This window comes from Mycobacterium sp., assembly GCF_025965855.1.
GTDB lineage: Bacteria > Actinomycetota > Actinomycetes > Mycobacteriales > Mycobacteriaceae > Mycobacterium.
This window is the reverse complement of sequence record NZ_JAOPWB010000149.1, coordinates 1-16,377: the sequence shown is the minus strand read 5'-3', so window position 1 is coordinate 16,377 and position 16,377 is coordinate 1. Positions and strand designations below refer to the sequence as shown.

Here is a 16,377-nt window from a genome sequence, read left to right as displayed (position 1 = left end):
TCGGCGGCGAAAAGCGCGATGCTGTGCCGCCAAAGATCTTTACTCGCAGGTGGTGTCGGCGGCGTTGGTGACCGTCAGGTCGTCGGGCAGCTTCGTCGGAGTGTTGCCCGACCCGCGCTCTATCTGCATGCTGATCGATGAGCCGGTGGGCGCGGGGGTGGCGACCGAGTTGAAGTCCGGCCCCAGCACCACCTGGATGACTTGCCCATAGCCCGAGACCCGCTGGACCTTCGCGTTGGTGAACGACGACGCCACCGTGGCGGCGGCCTGCTCGTTGCCGGGCGAGAACATCACCGTCGTCGTGTTCACCGAACTGGGATAGTCATCCGGCGACATCACGTTGAAGCCGTTCCGCTTGAGCTGGCTGGTCGCGGTGGCCGCCAGCCCGCTCTGCGCGGTCGCGTTCGACACCCGGACCGTGACATCTTGCGGCGAGCCCGTCGTCACCTGCTGGTGCTGTGCGTCAGGGGTCGCGGCGGGGGGCGGAGCCTTCTTGGTGGTGGGCGCCTTGCTCGCTCCCGAAGTTGGCGCTGTGCCCAAACTCTGGGCGTTCTGGTCGTTTTCCTCGGGCAGCGGATCATCGTTGATGATGGCGTCGAAAAGCGCCCGCATATCGGCCATTCGCGGGGGCTCGTCGCCGTTCTGGTCCGTGACGCCGGTCGGCACGGTGACAAACGTCATGTGTCCGGCCGCCATCCCCTGCAGCGACTGACCGAGCTGGACCAGGTCTTTGGTCTTGACGTTGTCGACGGAGGCGAGGCTGATGAACATGTTGACGACGTTGTTGAGCTTGTTGAGGTCGAGCAACGTGTCCTCGGAGATCAGCGATCGCAACAGCGATGACAAGAACAACTGTTGGCGTTTAATGCGGCCGTAGTCACCGTTGGTCTCGGTCGTCACCTGGCGGGCCCGCACGTAGTTCAACGCGGTTGAGCCATCGAGGACTTGGCGTCCCGCGTGGTCCAGGACCGTGCCCAGTTCGTAGTCGTGCAGAGGTGTGCTGCTGCACACCTCGACGCCGCCAAGCGCGTCGACCATTTTCGCGAATCCGGCGAAATCGACAGCGATGAACCGGTTGATGCTCAAACCGGACAGCTTCTGGATTTCCTTGACCAGACATTTCGGGCCGCCGAAAGCGTAAGCGGAGTTGAGCTTGGTCTCCGTGTAGATCATCTTGGAACCCCAGGTCTTGGTCTTCTCGTCGTAGAGGGGTCCGTACTTGCCGGTGCTTGGGTTCCAGGCCTCGCATTGCATCGGAGTGATCGCCAGATCGCGGGGAAACGACACCGCGACCACGCGTTTGCGGTTCGCCGGGATGTTGACCAGCATCACGGTGTCCGACCGCGCGCCATCGGCGTCATCGGTGTTCCCGGCGCCCATGTTGGCGTTCTCCCCGGCACGCGAGTCGAGGCCGACGATCAAGAAGTCCTCGTCGCCGTACTGCCCGTTCGGATCGCGGATGTCGCTGGAGTGCGGGTCGAGCGCACTGATGAAGTTCAGGCGGTTGTTCTTCGATACGCTCCATTGCCAGGCGCCACCGGTCAGGATCAGCGCCAGCACGGCGGAGAATGCCGCCATCGAACGCGCGGCCAGCAGTATCGGCCGCCGCCGGGATTTGGGTTTCGGCTCGCGGTTCTCAGGAGCCGGCCCGGGGGCAGAGGCGGCCGAAGTCCGGCGGAACCGCTTGGGCCGGCGCGGAGGTGGTTCGCTCGCCGGTTCGGTCCCGTCGGGTTCGAACTCGTCGTAATCCGGGTAGTTGGCGGCATCGAGGTCGGGAAGCTCCGAGGGGGGGTCGAGCGAATAGGCAGGGATGTCGATCACCTGCGTTTCCTGCAGGTCGACGGGCAGGTCGGCCCCGATCTCGGGAATTTCGGCATCGGGGGCGACGCGATGGTGACTGGCCCGGGCGGTGCTGGGGGCCCCAACTTTGGCGATCAGATCGGCGACGGTGAGCCCGCCGTCGGTGTGACACCCGGCGCTTTCGGTCTCGACGGCGGCCGACTGGACGGGCTCGTCTGGGGCCGGCTCGGCCTGCCACCGGTGAACGCTGTGATCGGGCGGCGGTTGCGCGAACCGCTCCCACGGGGCGGCGCCCAGCGTTGGCTGCGGGGTGCGCCGATGGCCACGGGTGGCGTCAGTGCCGCCATCACTCATGTCCTATCGGCCTCCGAAACTCTGATGCGACGGCAGGGGCACAATGCCTGTGCGGCGCTGCGGTTGATCAGCGCCGCGAGCCGCGCCACCCGTGGGTCGCACGGTGTTCTCGCGCTCCTGCGGCGGCACGCAAACGACCCCCACCGAAGCGCAATGCAGCAAGGTCCACATCGTACTGAGTTATCGCCGCGGACGCGATTTCGCCCGTGTTAACGCTCAACCGCCCGAGTGCATCACTTCCGCCCCCGCCGGCACCGTGCAGTCGTCCGGGTCGGTCAGCCAGCCTTCGGGAAGGGCCACGCGGGCCGGTGAACCCTGCCGCCCACGGGGGCCGGTCGCCGCGTCCGGAAACGGGACGGCACCGTCCAACCGGTCGAGCAGCGAGTCGAGCTCATCCAGCGTCGTGACCATCGCCAGCGCTCGCCGCAAGTCGGATCCGGCGGGGAAGCCATGCAGGTACCAGGCGACGTGCTTGCGGATATCGCGCATGCCCTTGTCTTCGCCGAAATGCGCCGCCAGCAGCCGGCCGTGCCGGCGCACCATGTCGGCGACCTCGCCCAGCGTGGGCGGCGCGGGGGCCGGGCTACCCGTGAACGCGGCCGATAACTCGGCGAAGAGCCAAGGCCGGCCCAGGCAGCCGCGGCCGATGACGACGCCGTCGCACCCGGTGCTGGCCATCATCGCCAACGCGTCGCTGGCGTCGTAGATGTCGCCGTTTCCGAGCACCGGGATCGTCCGCACCTGCTGCTTGAGCTGCGCGATCTGCTCCCAGTCGGCGTTGCCGGAATAGCGCTGCGCCGCCGTGCGGGCATGCAGGGCGACCGCGGCGGCGCCCTCTGCTTCGGCGATGCGGCCGGCGTCGATGTGGGTGTGGTGCTCGTCGTCGATGCCGATGCGGAACTTGACGGTCACCGGTATCGGGGTGCCTTCGGTCGCCCGCACGGCCGCGGCGACAATCTGGCCGAACAGCCGCCGCTTGAACGGCAGCGCCGCCCCGCCGCCGCGCTTGGTGACCTTGGGCACCGGGCAACCGAAATTCATGTCGATGTGGTCGGCCAGGTCTTCGTCCGCGATCATCCTGGCGGCCGCGTAGGTGGTCGCCGGGTCGACGGTGTAAAGCTGCAGCGAGCGGGGCGACTCGTCGGAGGCGAACGTCGTCATGTGCATGGTGACCGGATGCCGCTCGACGAGAGCGCGCGCGGTGACCATTTCACAGACGTAGAGCCCGCTGACCGTGCCGACCTTCGACAGTTCTAGTTCACGACACAGCGTCCGGAACGCGACGTTGGTCACGCCCGCCATCGGGGCCAGCACCACCGGGCTGGCGAGCGTGATCGGACCGATGCGCAACGTTCGGACTAACGACGGCTCATCACTAGCTTGCCCGCGGTTTGATGCAGCTCGAACGCCGTAGTCCTCTTGCCCGTGCGGGCCTCCCGCTCGAGCTGGCGCCGCTTGGACACCTCGAACTTGTCGCAGGCCGCCTCGAGCTCCTTGATGAGCAGGGCAAGGTCGTCACGCAGCTCGGCTGCCTCACCGGTGATGTCCTCACGCTCGAAAAAGCGCCATTTCTTCAGCACCGGCATGACCACCTCGTCGAGGTGGATGCGGGGGTCGTATACGCCTCCAACGGCGATCAAGACGGCTTTGCGCCGGAATTCGGGTACCTGAAAGCCGGGCATCTGGAAGTTGCGCAGGATCTTGTGCAGCGACTTCGTCGCCCGGTTGGGATCGATCTCGAACCCGGCCTCGCTGACGTCGCGGTAGAAGATCATGTGCAGGTTCTCGTCGGCCGAAATCTTGGCCAACAACTGATCGGCGATCGCATCGTTGCAGGCCCTACCGGTATTGCGGTGCGAAATCCGCGTCGCCAGCTCCTGGAAGGTGACATAGATGACGGAATCGAACAGGCTTTCGGCGAACAGGTCGTCTCGAACCTGGTGATTCTGGCCCGGGCTGAAGCCCCGGTTGACCACCTCGATGCGCAGCTTCTCCAATTCGAACGGGTCGACCGCGCGCGTCACCACCAGGTAGTCGCGCAGCGCGATCCCGTGCCGGTTCTCTTCGGCGGTCCACCGGTTGACCCACTGGCCCCAGGGGCCGTCCAAGCTGAAGTTCATCGCGATCTCGCGGTGATACGAGGGCAGATTGTCTTCCGTCATCAGGTTCTGCACCATCGCGACCTGGGCCAGGTCGGAGAGATTGCTCTGCTCGGGGTCCCAATCCTGACCGCCGAGCGCGTAAAAGTTCTTGCCGTCCGACCACGGGATGTAGTCGTGCGGGTTCCAGTCCTTGTGCACGCTCTCGTGCCGGTTGAGGTATTTCTCCACGAACGGTTCGAGTTCGCGCAACAGCTGTACATCGGTCAGCTCCGCTGACATTGGCCCCTCCAGTTATCTGTGTCTGCGGGTTGCACTCAATATATCTGTGTCCCCCGGTAGCATCAAGTTCCTCGTCCGCGCGGCACGTCACAGTCTTAGTTGTCGGACGGGCCCGCGGAAAACGTGGCTCTGTTACAGCTAGCCAGTGCGGCGCGTGCCGAAACCGCTACTCGGATTTCCCCTGCTCGGTGGAGGGTACATATGGTGCCGCCGCGCTGAACAGCATGTTGACGCAATAGTCGATGAACTGCTTGCGGGTGGCTCCGAGCTGGCCGTTGAGGTAGGCGGTGAACAGGCTCGTCAGCCCGCCGACCAGGCTTGTGGCGATCAACTTCTGCAATACCGAATCGCCGATACGCGACAGCTTGCGCTGCAGCAGGTCGATGAAGTTGGGCATCCACTCCGCGCCCGACTGGGTCAGTACCGGCTCCACCGCGGGCGCCAGAAGCAGCACCCGCCCCCGCACGGGGTCGTCCACCATGAGCTCGACGAATTGTTCGACGGCCTCGCGCGGCGTCTTCGCAGAGGTAAGCGTATTCATCGCCCGCGTGCAGACGTCGTCATAGACGGCGCGCACGAATTCGTCGCGGTCGGAGAAGCTTTCGTAGAAGTAGCGCTCCGTGAGCGCGGCCTTCCGGCACACCGCACGGACGGTCAGTGCGGGACCGCTGTCGCTGCCGAGCAACTGCACGCCCGCGGTGATGAGATTGTCGCGGCGGAGGGCGAGGCGGCTCTCTAGGGGGACGCCGGTCCAACGGCCCCGTCGTTGACCCGTCTGCACATCGCTCCTAAGCTCTAAAATGACAACGCATGTAGTCAGAACTGCCGATACTTACAGGAATCCAATAGTGACCCAACATACGTCTGCATCCCGCCCGCTGAACAGCGGCGGCGCAGCGCCCGCGGAATCACAGGGTGTGGCCGGCGGGTGCCCGGTGTCGCCTCTGGGTTATGCGGCGCCGCCGATCCCGCTCGGCCCCGATTCTTTGACCTGGCGCTACTTCGGGGACTGGCGCGGCATGTTGCAGGGCCCGTGGGCGGGATCCATGCAGAACATGCACCCGCAGCTTGGCGCGGCAGTCATCGACCACTCGACGTTCTTTCGGGAGCGTTGGCCGCGCCTGCTGCGCTCGCTATACCCCATTGGTGGGGTCGTCTTCGACGGCGAACGCGCCCCGGGCACCGGCTCCGAGGTGCGCGACTATCACGCCGATATCAAGGGCGTTGACGAACGGGGCCGCCGTTACCACGCGTTGAACCCGGATGTCTTCTACTGGGCGCACGCCACCTTCTTCGTCGGCACTATTCATGTGGCAGAGCGGTTTTGCGGGGGGCTGACCGAAGCCCAGCGGCGACAACTCTTCGATGAACATGTCGAGTGGTATCGCATGTACGGCATGAGCATGCGGCCCGTGCCGGCGTCCTGGGAAGATTTCCAGGACTACTGGGACCACATGTGCCGCAACGTGTTAGAGAACAATTACGCCGCCCGTGCGGTCCTCGATCTGACCGAGCTGCCCAAACCGCCGTTCGCTCAATGGCTTCCGGACTCGCTATGGGCCGCGCAGCGCAAACTGCTGGCCCCGTTCTTCGTGTGGCTCACCGTCGGCCTCTACGATCCGCCGGTGCGCGAGCTGATGGGCTACCGGTGGTCGCGCCGCGACGAATGGCTGCACCGGCGGGTCGGCGACGTGGTCCGCCTCGTCTTTGCCTGCGTGCCAAGGCGATACCGCAGGCATCCGAGGGCGCGCGCCGGCTGGGATCGTGTGACCGGGCGAATCCCGGCCGACGCACCGCTCGTGCAGACGCCGGCGCGCAACCTGCCGCCTTTGGACGAGCGCGACAACCCGAAGCATTACTGCCCGAGCGTCTCCTAGCTCTCCGCCATCAGGGCGGGACGCGCGGCGTCACTCGTGTGCGTGGCCGTGCACGCCTTCGAGGTCGGACTGGTGCACGTGCTGATGAGTGTGCTCGGTTCCGTCTTCGTGGGCATGGGCGTGCTCGTGTGTGACGTGGTCGTGCTCGTGCGTGGTGTGCGCATGTGAGTGAGCGACGTCGGCGTGGCGGTGTTCGTGCGCATGCGGCGCGTCGTGGGTGTGCTGTTCGGTCATGGTTTCACCTTCCAATGTGGTTGTCGTTTCGGGCCGTTCACACCGAGCCGCGACTCGTTCGAGCGCTCCGTGTTGACGATGACGCGGCGATCGCCTTCAGTCCGCTCTCGTCGCGGTGATGGCGGGGAACCCCCGGACCGGCATGCTCTGCGTTGCAGACCGCATCGATGACGAGCTGCCGAACGTGGTCGTTCTCCAGGCTGTAGAAGATGGTGGTTCCCTCGCGGCGCGGCTGGACCAGACGCGCCATCCGCAGCTTCGCCAGGTGCTGGGAGACCGATGGCGCGGGCTTTCCCACGTGTTCGGCGAGTTCGTTGACCGACATCTCGCGATGCGTCAGCGACCAGAGCACTTGCACGCGGGTGGCGTCGGCCAGCATTCGGAACACCTCGACCACGAGGCTGGCTTGGTCGTCGGGCAGGCGGCCTCCGCTATTATCTGCATGCATACGCAGATAATAGCCAAAGGATCAGTCTCGCCGCAATGTCAGTGGGTTGAGCCCGTGGAGTCCCGCCGGGCCCGCCAATCAGCACTGTGATAGTAACTAGACAGTCTATATTTTTCGGCTTGGGATGAGGGAACGCTATGGCGCGCACCGATCGTGATCGTTGGGACCTGGCGACCAGCGTCGGGGCGACGGCGACCATGGTCGCCGCCCAGCGGGCGCTGTCGACCGATGAGAAGTTGATCGACGACCCGTACGCGGCGCCGTTGGTGCGCGCCGTCGGCATCGACGTTTACGTGCGGTTGGTGAACGGCCAGATTCCGGTTGGCGGTGAATCCGAGTTCGACCCACAGCGAATGGCGCGGGGGATGGCCTGCCGCACCAGGTTCTACGACCGGTTCTTCCTCGACGCGGCGCAGAGCGGCATCGACCAGGTCGTCATCCTCGCGTCGGGACTCGATGCGCGCGCGTACCGCCTGCCGTGGCCGGCGGGCACGGTCGTCTATGAGGTCGACATGCCGGAGGTGATCGATTTCAAGACGTCGACCCTCAGGGACCTCGGCGCCGAGCCGACCGCCGAGCGGCGCACCGTCGCCATCGACCTGCGCGATGACTGGGCCGCAGCGCTGCAGGCCGCCGGCTTTGATCCGAAGGCTCCCGCGGCGTGGAGCGCCGAAGGCCTATTGGTGTACCTGCCCGACGAGGCCCAGGACGCGCTGTTCGGCAACATCACCGCGTTGAGTGCCCCAGACAGCCGCCTGGCTTTCGAATTCGTACCCGACACCACCGTTTTCGCCGACGCGCGGTGGCGCGCACACCATGACCGGATGAGCGAACTCGGGTTCGAGATCGACTTCAACGATCTCGTCTATCACGGGCAGCGCAGCCACATCCTCGACCATCTGAACCAGCGCGGCTGGCGGACGTCGTCGCGAACCGTCAAGGAGTTGCACGCGGCCAATGGCTTCGTCTATCCCGACGACGACCTCGCCGAAGCCTTCGCCGACGTGACCTACACCAGCGCGGTGCTTATCGGCTGAGCAGGTCGTCCTTCAGGCGGTTGGTGAGCATCTCCTGAAACACGGTGCGAGCGGGGTCGTACAGGTCCTGGAAGGTCGTCAGCACCGTGTTCCGGTCGTATTCGGGGATAGACCCGGTCGGAGTCCAGAAGCTGTCGATATCCATCAGGAAGAACGGTCCCTGCTGGGCCGGCATGGTCCGGCGCAGGTGATAGCTCGCGTCCAGCGCCTGACCCACGCCCGGGCCGTAGCGCACGATCATCGACTTGCCCGGCTGCGCCTCCCGGTAGACCGCCGCACCCTGCCATTCGGTCAGGATCAGGCCGCCGGGCGCGATTTGCTGCGGTCCGAGCAGGGGCTCGGCGATCCAGTTGGCCCACTCGATGCGGCCATCCACGCCCTGGGGGACGCGGATCTCGAGGACGTAGCGCAGACCAAGACGCTCCACCCCGACGATCGGCGAGAACTGTGAGCGGGCGTCTATGACCCGCATGACCAGGTCGACCAGCGCCTCGAAGTTGGTGTAGGCGGTGGTCTCGATCACGACCGCCTGGGTCTTCATCGAGGCGGCAAGCGTGTTGTCGCGGTTGACGTAGCGGACGAAGCGCTCGGCGGCCGGCTGCGGACTTCCGCCGGCGCCCATCGCCCAGGCCACGTCCTGCGCCTGGCGTTCGATGGGCAGCAGGTCCGCAAGCAGGCGTCTGAGCTCCCCGCTCGATGATTCGGTGAGGGAATCCGTTGCTGGGTGACGGATTTCCATGGTTACCAGGGCTACTGGCGCGTTTGGGTAGGCCGCATCGACACTCATCTTGCGAAGCATAGCCAAGCCGTTTGGCGGTCAAACCAGGGCATGCCGAGTGCCGGCCGGGGCGACGAGCGCGAAGACTCGGCCGTGGCGCCACCGGGCGCCGCCCGACGACGGTACGCCGGCATCGCCCGAGGTGATGACCGCTTTTGGGTGCCCCCACTAGGACTCGAACCTAGGACCTGCGGATTAAAAGTCCGTAGCTCTACCAACTGAGCTATAGGGGCGCGAAGGTTCAGGATACTGCGTCCGAAACGCCGCTCGAATGCCGTTCGTTTGAGGAACAGGCCTGCGGTGACCTAAGCTGGCGTGGCTCCCAACGGTGACTTCGTTGCGAGTACCCCGGAGAGATTCGGTTCTGGCCCCCTTCGTCTAGCGGCCTAGGACGCCGCCCTTTCAAGGCGGTAGCGCGGGTTCGAATCCCGTAGGGGGTACTTGCGACGCGGCGACGCGGAGCAGCAGCGAGGCCCTGTGGCGCAGTTGGTTAGCGCGCCGCCCTGTCACGGCGGAGGTCGCGGGTTCGAGTCCCGTCAGGGTCGCCAACACGGCGAGGCACTCAATGCCTTCCGGCCAGGTAGCTCAGTCGGTATGAGCGTCCGCCTGAAAAGCGGAAGGTCGGCGGTTCGATCCCGCCCCTGGCCACCCCTGTTGAACTGCACGGACGCGGTGACAGCACTCTATGGATGTTTCCGTGTGTCCGGTTCCTGTCCGTTCGTCTGGTTTGCGGCGGAGTCATGGAGCCGGTCGAGGTTTGTGGCTACCTGGTCGAGTTCGTCGGAATACAGGTCGCTGTAGATGTTCGCCGTGACTGTGGGTGTGGAGTGCCCCATGGTTTTCTGGACATAGCGAAGGTCAGCGCCGGAGGCCCGGGCAACGCTGGCGTAGGTGTGGCGTAAATCGTGAATGGTCAACGGCGCCAATAGGGTTTTCTTAAGCGCTCGGGACCAGTGGGTGTGCCTACGCCAGTTGTTTGATCTGAGGAAGCCGCCGTTCGGCGAGGTGATCGCTTGTTCTGTAGGAGCGCGGCCGACGATTCGTGGCTTGAGTGCGTCGATGACGATTTGGGGGAGTGGGACGGTTCGCACGGCGGCGCGAGTCTTTGGCGGCCCGACGATGATCCGGCCTTCAACCTCCGGCGCGGCCTGGCGAACGTACAGGCGACGGGTTGCCAGGTCGACATCGCCGACGCGCAGTCCTACGAGTTCGGACCAGCGTAATCCGGTGAAGGCCAGGATCGTGACGATGTCGCCCTGGTCGCCGCATGCCGCCGCCAGGGCAGCGACTTCTCTGGCGGTGAGGTAGCGGTGACGTTCTCGTGCGGGTATTCGCCCGGCTGCAACGCCCTGCGCTGGGTTGATGTGAATTCGGCCGTCCTCGCGTGCCATTTCGAGAATCGACCGCAGAAGCCGAAGCGTGGCGACCTTAGCCCAAGGGCCAACGGTCAGGGTATCGACGAACTGTTGTACATCCTTACGGCTGATCTCGTCGACCGGCACGTGGGCGAACCGCGGACTGATGCGGAGTTCCCAATGCTGCGTGTAGCCGCTCCATGTCTTGGGTGACACGGCCGGGCGTTTCGACGAGCTGTACTGGGTCCAGATTCCGGAAAGGCTGGCTCGGCCAAGCCGAGGGTCGAAGCGCCTGGCGCCAATCGCCGCTTCGCCGTCCCTGTCGGCTTTGAAGGCCCGCGCTTCTCGCAAGGTGGCGAATGTCGACGACGTTTCAACCCAACCCGACGGTGAGTCTGGCTCCCGCACCAGGTAGCGCACTTGATAGCGTGATTCGCCGGCTGAGTTGATCCGCTTCCGAATGCCGCGCGGTACCGATCCAGCCATTTAGCGGCGCACCTGCTTGAGCCACGCGCGGACTTCTGCTGCGTCCCAACGTCTTACGCGGTCGGATAACGTATAGCATGGCGGCCCCACGTTCTCGCCGTGCTCACGCGACGCGCCCCATCCGCTCACGGTGGCGGCGGACACGCCAAGCAGCTCGGCTACCTGCTCCGCTGTCAGAAGCTCTGGAAAGGTCGCAATCGCGGTCGCGGTGGTGTTGATGCTGAGAGTTGCCATGCCGATTTCCTCAGCTATCTGCGGGACCAGCGGGTCGTTGACTTGTAAGCCCGTATTCGTCAGCGACAGAACGGATTAACGAATCGGGCCAGTAGTCGGCACGTACCCGCATCGTTGATCCGTCTTCGGCGATAACGTATCCGGTCCCAGGCTTATTTGGGTTGATGCGGTGCGCGGGGGCGGCGTCGGCAAGGCCATCACCGAGGACCATCGCGACCTCGTCGCGTGAGCGCAGCCGCAGTGCAACGGTCTGGGTGAACAACCCGCGCATGGGCAGAATCTCCTTGCGAGGGTCCTGCATGAAGGCTGCGACCACGATTCCTACGGCCCTGCCCTTTGTCAAGATGCGTGAGAACGAGGCCGCAACTTGCTTCTTGAGGGCGACGTCTGCCATGTAAGCGGTCAAGCCAGCCAGTTCATCGATGAGCAGCACCACGAGCGGTTCGGCGGTGCTCGGTGTGTGCGAACGCACTCGGCCAGCCATCCTGCGGCCACGGTTATCCAGCAGCTCCTCCAACTTGGTTAGCAGGCCTGCGGCCTCAGCCTCGTTCGTCGCAATCTTGCTGAATAGAGCAGAGCCGACTGAGATTTCGATCCCGTACTTGAAATCCACGGCGAAAAGGCGGACGTTTCCTGCTTTGATGGCTGGGCCTAATCCGCCTGCAATGCCCCAAAAAATGGAGCCCTTGCCCGCCCCTGAGCACCCCACAGTGAGAGTGTGGAGGCCAGCGGCGCGGAGAATCCAAGCCGACCCATTCTCGCGTCGGCCAATCTCAACGGCTGTTGCCTCGGTGCTCGTTGGCCGTCTAGCAGTTTCAATGGCCGACAGCTGTTGTCGCATAACCAATTCCATGCGAACCGTCCCGGGTGCGACCACCGTGGAACGGGCGGAATGTGCCCCGACAGCGTCGCGGATTAGGGTTTCTTCTCAAGTACACGATCACCCGCATCGTGAATTTTGCTGCAGCAGAACGTTCCTGTGGTGGGCCGCCGGCCTGTGATTCTCCGATGGAGCCCGCTGAATCTCGCTGCGGTTCGGGCGCACTTTTTCACCGCCGATCTCGTTGAGACGGCCTGGCCAGTTTTCCGCGGAAAACTGGTGATAGAAGCACACATATAAGTAAGTCAGCTCACACGGGAGCTGCTTGCATCCAGCGATGGCTAACGACTGCATCTGGAAAAGCAACTTGCGTGCTCTGCCGCAGCGCGTGTCATGACGCTGATCCAAACACTGATGTCCGACGACCTAGTTATTCAAGTGTCCGACCGTCGGTTGACTCATGGGAGAACGGGCGCGGTAGTAAACCGCCCGTTGCACTCACCGTTATTGGATTGCATTATAACTACGCGATCTTCCTTCTGAAGGTCGACTGGCCTGGCAGCAGGCCAGATGCCAACGGCTTGACCAGCGGCGCTGTCCACATCGCTCGACCGACCTAAGGGGCACCGCTGCAATGACATCCCTGGGACAGCAGTGCGACAAGATCATGGACCCGGACAGTTCTTTCGGCCGTTACACCGTCGTCGGCGACACTGGCACCGGGAAGAGTGCGCTGTTGCAGAAAGTAAGCCAGCGTTGCCGTGACGACGACTTGCTGGCACTGCACGTCACTGCACCGGAATTCGATACCGGCAAAGACCCCGTCCAGGCTGATTTCGATGCGTGCGCAACCCTGATCTCCGAATTCATAGCCGGCATCAAGGCGTTCGCAGAGCAGCGGCCCGACTCGACGGCGGCCACCTCAGCGGCGACCGACGCCTTGGGCCGGGCCCGCAATCCAAACATGTGGTACCACCTGACCGTCAATGCCACCGCGAAGATCAGCGCCTTCCGCTTAAGCAAATCAACGATCGTAGGCAACCAAATCATCGTCAACGGCGAGCCGATGGACCGGTCGACGATGCTCAGCACCATCCAGCACATGACCGAAGAGGCATTAAGCCGTCTCGCCGATGAGTACAAGGTGGTGGTACTGGTCGACGACGTCGACCGACTGGACGGTACGTCGGTGCAGGGATGGCTGCGGGGGTTACTGAGGCGGCTACCGACGTATCGGACCGTGAGCTTCCGACGCCCCGGGAAGGACGCCCGGGTGCAGGACCGCGACGACGCGGAGGGCACCATCACGCTGCTCAACATGTCTGCCGAGGAAGTCCGGGCATACGTGACGGAGCAGGGGTTGGTCTTGACTGACGAAGATGCGCGCGGGCTGTTCACGGTGACCCGGGGCCACCCGTTCGCGGTGGCGACCTGGTGCAGGTTACTGCTCAACGGCGGCGCCGCCCAGTCTGGCAGCCTCGAGGACCTCTTTCGGAGCGATGAGTATGACGAGGGCTTCACCCGGTTGCTCGAATGCGTCCGCGCGGCTGTCGACCAGCTCGCGGCGGACGTACTCGGCTACGAAGTGCCGCTATTCGGCCTGCTCACGGTCACTGAGTGGGTCACCGAGGGCTTGATCGCCAGGCTGAGAGGTAACGCCGGCGAGAAGCCGTCGGAACCCAAGGTGCATCGGATCTACCAGTTGCTCGCCCAACGACAGCTCGTCTCCTTCATTGACGACGCGATCGAGGAGGGCGTGAGCCTTCCGCGGGCGACCAGAGAGGTGGCCTGGCGACAGCTGAAAACCCACGACCCCGTGGGGTTTCGGGCGCTGCAGTCCAGCGCCGAGCGCTACGAGCGCGGCCGGGTGGACCTGGAACGCGAGCTTCTGCCCCGGGAAGAGGAGAAGGAACCGTTCGCCGCCTGGACGCGGTTCGAGCAGATCACCTGGACCCGCAGCGTGGAGAACTGGATCAACCACGCCCAGTGGCTCGGGCCCATTGAGTTCCAGGCGACGAAGCCCACCCTGGTCAAGCTCTACCTGGACGCGTTCTGGTGGTGGGACGACTACCTGCGCTCCAAGGCCACCAGCGACATCGAGAGCTGGCTCAGAAGGGTCTCGTCCCAGCAAAAAGACAAGGAGTGGATGAACTTGCTGGAGAAATTCTCCGGCAACTGGACGTCCAGCTGGGACGAGGCGGAGCTCCGCGCTGACCCAGCAAAGTGGAAGTCGGTCCGGCGAGCGGTCACCGGACTGCTCGGAACATTCAGCCTTGAGTACAACCACGTTCCGCCGGACATGACACTCCGGCGCATCTACATCCTCCTATGTAACTTCTACGGGAAGGCACGGTGGTACGCCGGCAACGGCAGCAGGGAAGACGCGGAAGCGGCCGACGAGTGGCTCTCCGCTGCCTACCGGGCCTGCCAGAAGCAGCCTGGCGACAAAGTCCGGCGGAATCCCAACGGGTGGATCGGGTCCTGGTCGCGGCTCCGGCAGGCCGAGATCTGGGCAGCACTGGACCGCGAACGTGCCATCGGGTGCCTCGTCGGCCTCGACCAGACGGCCATCGAAGACGAGGACGACGACCTGCGGGTCGGCGTCGCCATGCTGATCGGCGACCTGTGGTGGAAGAGCGGGGATTACGCCAGGGCGGTGGAGGTCTACTCCCGCGCTGCCCTGCTCAGCTACACGTACAACGGCAAGCAGGAGAAAAAGCGTCAAGCTCCCAACCTGTACACCAAGTCGCTGTACGCCTCAACCATCAGGCGCGCGCAGGAGAAGATCCTGCGCGCGGAACAGGACGGCGACCCTGCCGTGCTGGCCGAGCTCGACACCGCCCTGGCTGCCGTACGCGAACTGTTCCAGCCCTACTGGGAGGCGGTAGGTCTCCGCTTAGACCAGTCCGCCGAGCCGGCCCGGTTCGAGCTCCCAGTCCCCCCGCCCTGGCCCGGCGACATCCTCGAGATCGACAGCCAGTATTTCTCACACCTGGAAGACGTCCTCGATGAAAGGCAAGTCATCATCGCGCAACCCATCGACCCCCCTCCCTTTTAGATCCGAACGGAAGAAAGAGTCAGTAGATGCGCATATACGAGGCAACGGGCTCGGGACCGGTCATCGAGGATTTTTACCAGCAGGTCCTGGTGCCGTCGTTCCCGCCAGATGAACTCATCAGCCTCGACGAGGTGCAGGAGAACGCCAACGGGCAAGACGCGTCGATCTGGCTATCCGAGGATGACGACGGAACCATCCTCGCCGGTGCCATCGCTGAGTGGGACGATTCGGTACGGGTGCTGCTGTTGAGCTACCTGGCCGTGCGTCCGGGAATCCGCGGCGGCGGCATCGGCGGCCCCCTGTACCTGGCAGCACTCGAGTCCTGGCGGCAGAAATTCAAGCCGTGCCTCATCCTCGCCGAGGTCGAGGATCCGGAAGCCCACCGCGGCAGCGAAGACCACGGCGACCCAGAAGCCCGCCTGCGCTTCTATGTCAACCGGGGCAGCCGGATACTTGACTTGCCATATTTCCAGCCTGCACTAGAGCCGGGGGCGGAGCGCGTTTACGGACTCCTGCTTATCGCGCTCCACGTCGATCCGGAATTCGCAGGGGCGGGCGGCGCTGAAACAATCGACACCGCGGTCATCCGAAAATACCTTGAGAACTATCAGACACAGTACGAGGGAAAGGTCGCGACGGACGACCAGGCGATGAGGATGTGGCGGGCACTCGACCGTCCGGAGGGCGTCCGGCTCCGTTAACTGCGTCCTCACAGCCTGTCTTGGGCTGCGCCCTCGCCGCCGCGGCGGCACCAACTCAGCGGTAGCTCGGCGCGGTGTCCCGCCGTGCCTGCTCGTTGAGGCACCTTTTTGCAGCGCGGGATTCGGTTGTCGGGCAGTTAAGTTCACGCCGACTCACCGTCCGGCCACTGCGGTGACAGATTAAGGTTATCTGCACTTATGCGCCGGCCTTCCGTGCGGACGAACTTTCCGACCCTCCACCGTGACGCTCGCACACGGCTTTCATCAGGCAACAGATTTGTCGTGTCGTCGACCCACTGCAGATCTTCACGGCGCTTCACTGCTCATAGCCATGATCTTGCCGCTGACAGTCATTGCGAGGTTGCGCAAGGTCGCAAACCGGGCATGAGGCGAAGCGCCGGATTTGGGCTGATCTCGCTCGCGTGAATGCGCTCGCGCCGAGGTAGGCGACGGCCCATACTGAAGGACACCAGAAGATACTCCGGGAAGGGAAACCGATGAAACTTATGTCGATATTTCTTGCTGTAATTATTTCTTGTCTAATCGGCTGGATCGTTTATGTCACAAGTGCTTCGGACACCGCTGCCTATATTGTCGGCGTCATATCTATGGCACTCGGAGTCGTTGCGATCGTAGTGACGGTCTATACACCTGTCGGTGAAGGAATCAGATCGAAAATACGAGGGCGGGACATCAAGAAGTCAATCGTGACAGGTGTGCGGTCACCCGAGGGCGTATCAAGATCGATCAACTCGGACATCAACCTGCGGGACGTAGACGGATCGACGATTACGGGCACCGAAGTTACCTTCCA

The 16,377-nt window shown here is 64.0% G+C and carries 14 protein-coding genes, 4 tRNA genes and 1 pseudogene; 8 read left to right on the top strand and 11 right to left on the bottom strand.

What is annotated here, in order from left to right; genetic code table 11:
• Window positions 1-39 precede the first annotated feature (39 nt).
• The 4 genes from JWP83_RS11815 to JWP83_RS11800 all read right to left on the bottom strand — a co-directional run bounded on the left by JWP83_RS11815 (window position 40) and on the right by JWP83_RS11800 (window position 5,316).
• On the bottom strand, window positions 40-2,154 hold the full coding sequence (locus JWP83_RS11815; RefSeq protein ID WP_297730129.1) for an LCP family protein: 2,115 nt from the start codon (window positions 2,152-2,154) through the stop codon (window positions 40-42).
• A 216-nt stretch (window positions 2,155-2,370) separates the two neighbouring features.
• Window positions 2,371-3,504: a tRNA dihydrouridine synthase DusB gene (dusB, locus tag JWP83_RS11810; protein WP_297730128.1), complete on the bottom strand. Its 1,134-nt coding sequence runs from the start codon at window positions 3,502-3,504 to the stop codon at window positions 2,371-2,373.
• A gap of 8 nt (window positions 3,505-3,512) precedes the next feature.
• Window positions 3,513-4,535 (bottom strand): acyl-ACP desaturase, encoded by a 1,023-nt coding sequence (locus tag JWP83_RS11805; RefSeq protein WP_297730127.1) that lies wholly within the window; start codon window positions 4,533-4,535, stop codon window positions 3,513-3,515.
• A gap of 166 nt (window positions 4,536-4,701) precedes the next feature.
• Window positions 4,702-5,316 (bottom strand): TetR/AcrR family transcriptional regulator, encoded by a 615-nt coding sequence (locus JWP83_RS11800; RefSeq protein WP_297730126.1) that lies wholly within the window; start codon window positions 5,314-5,316, stop codon window positions 4,702-4,704.
• Between the two features lie 67 nt (window positions 5,317-5,383).
• Between JWP83_RS11800 and JWP83_RS11795 the strand changes: the two genes are divergently transcribed.
• A complete protein-coding gene (locus JWP83_RS11795) occupies window positions 5,384-6,412 on the top strand; it encodes an oxygenase MpaB family protein (RefSeq protein WP_297730125.1) in 1,029 nt (342 codons plus the stop codon).
• Between the two features lie 30 nt (window positions 6,413-6,442).
• Here the strand turns inward: JWP83_RS11795 and JWP83_RS11790 are convergent, their stop codons facing one another.
• Complete coding sequence (locus JWP83_RS11790; protein WP_297730124.1) at window positions 6,443-6,646, bottom strand: zinc transporter Slc39a7; 204 nt, start codon at window positions 6,644-6,646, stop codon at window positions 6,443-6,445.
• Between the two features lie 37 nt (window positions 6,647-6,683).
• Window positions 6,684-7,094 carry a metalloregulator ArsR/SmtB family transcription factor gene (locus tag JWP83_RS11785; protein ID WP_297730123.1) on the bottom strand — a complete coding sequence of 137 codons (411 nt, stop codon included), beginning with the start codon at window positions 7,092-7,094 and terminating at the stop codon, window positions 6,684-6,686.
• A gap of 137 nt (window positions 7,095-7,231) precedes the next feature.
• Here JWP83_RS11785 and JWP83_RS11780 point away from each other — a divergent pair, with 137 nt between their 5' ends.
• Window positions 7,232-8,131 carry a class I SAM-dependent methyltransferase gene (locus JWP83_RS11780; RefSeq protein ID WP_297730122.1) on the top strand — a complete coding sequence of 300 codons (900 nt, stop codon included), beginning with the start codon at window positions 7,232-7,234 and terminating at the stop codon, window positions 8,129-8,131.
• Here the strand turns inward: JWP83_RS11780 and JWP83_RS11775 are convergent.
• Complete coding sequence (locus tag JWP83_RS11775; RefSeq protein WP_297730121.1) at window positions 8,121-8,930, bottom strand: TIGR04255 family protein; 810 nt, start codon at window positions 8,928-8,930, stop codon at window positions 8,121-8,123. The two genes, JWP83_RS11780 and JWP83_RS11775, sit on opposite strands and share 11 nt — an antisense overlap.
• A 139-nt stretch (window positions 8,931-9,069) precedes the next feature.
• Window positions 9,070-9,142 (bottom strand) — tRNA-Lys (locus JWP83_RS11770).
• Between the two features lie 134 nt (window positions 9,143-9,276).
• On the opposite strand from JWP83_RS11770, the gene JWP83_RS11765 reads away from it, so the two are divergent.
• From JWP83_RS11765 to JWP83_RS11755, 3 genes are all read left to right on the top strand, one after another.
• Window positions 9,277-9,349 (top strand) — tRNA-Glu (locus tag JWP83_RS11765).
• 31 nt (window positions 9,350-9,380) lie between these two features.
• Window positions 9,381-9,457 (top strand) — tRNA-Asp (locus JWP83_RS11760).
• A 26-nt stretch (window positions 9,458-9,483) separates the two neighbouring features.
• Window positions 9,484-9,557 (top strand) — tRNA-Phe (locus JWP83_RS11755).
• A gap of 35 nt (window positions 9,558-9,592) precedes the next feature.
• Here JWP83_RS11755 and xerC read toward each other — a convergent pair.
• The 3 genes and pseudogenes from xerC to JWP83_RS11740 form a co-directional block, all read right to left on the bottom strand.
• Complete coding sequence (gene xerC / locus JWP83_RS11750) at window positions 9,593-10,750, bottom strand: site-specific integrase (protein ID WP_297730120.1); 1,158 nt, start codon at window positions 10,748-10,750, stop codon at window positions 9,593-9,595.
• Window positions 10,751-10,984: a DNA-binding protein gene (locus JWP83_RS11745; protein WP_297730119.1), complete on the bottom strand. Its 234-nt coding sequence runs from the start codon at window positions 10,982-10,984 to the stop codon at window positions 10,751-10,753.
• A gap of 10 nt (window positions 10,985-10,994) precedes the next feature.
• Window positions 10,995-11,900 (bottom strand): annotated as a pseudogene (locus JWP83_RS11740) (cell division protein FtsK); the annotation flags it as partial.
• A gap of 538 nt (window positions 11,901-12,438) precedes the next feature.
• Here JWP83_RS11740 and JWP83_RS11735 point away from each other — a divergent pair.
• The 3 genes from JWP83_RS11735 to JWP83_RS11725 form a co-directional block, all read left to right on the top strand.
• Complete coding sequence (locus JWP83_RS11735) at window positions 12,439-14,862, top strand: AAA family ATPase (RefSeq protein WP_297730118.1); 2,424 nt, start codon at window positions 12,439-12,441, stop codon at window positions 14,860-14,862.
• A gap of 26 nt (window positions 14,863-14,888) precedes the next feature.
• Window positions 14,889-15,563 carry a GNAT family N-acetyltransferase gene (locus JWP83_RS11730; protein WP_297730117.1) on the top strand — a complete coding sequence of 225 codons (675 nt, stop codon included), beginning with the start codon at window positions 14,889-14,891 and terminating at the stop codon, window positions 15,561-15,563.
• Between the two features lie 497 nt (window positions 15,564-16,060).
• The coding region (locus tag JWP83_RS11725; protein ID WP_297730116.1) for a hypothetical protein at window positions 16,061-16,377 on the top strand (317 nt) is incomplete at its 3' end.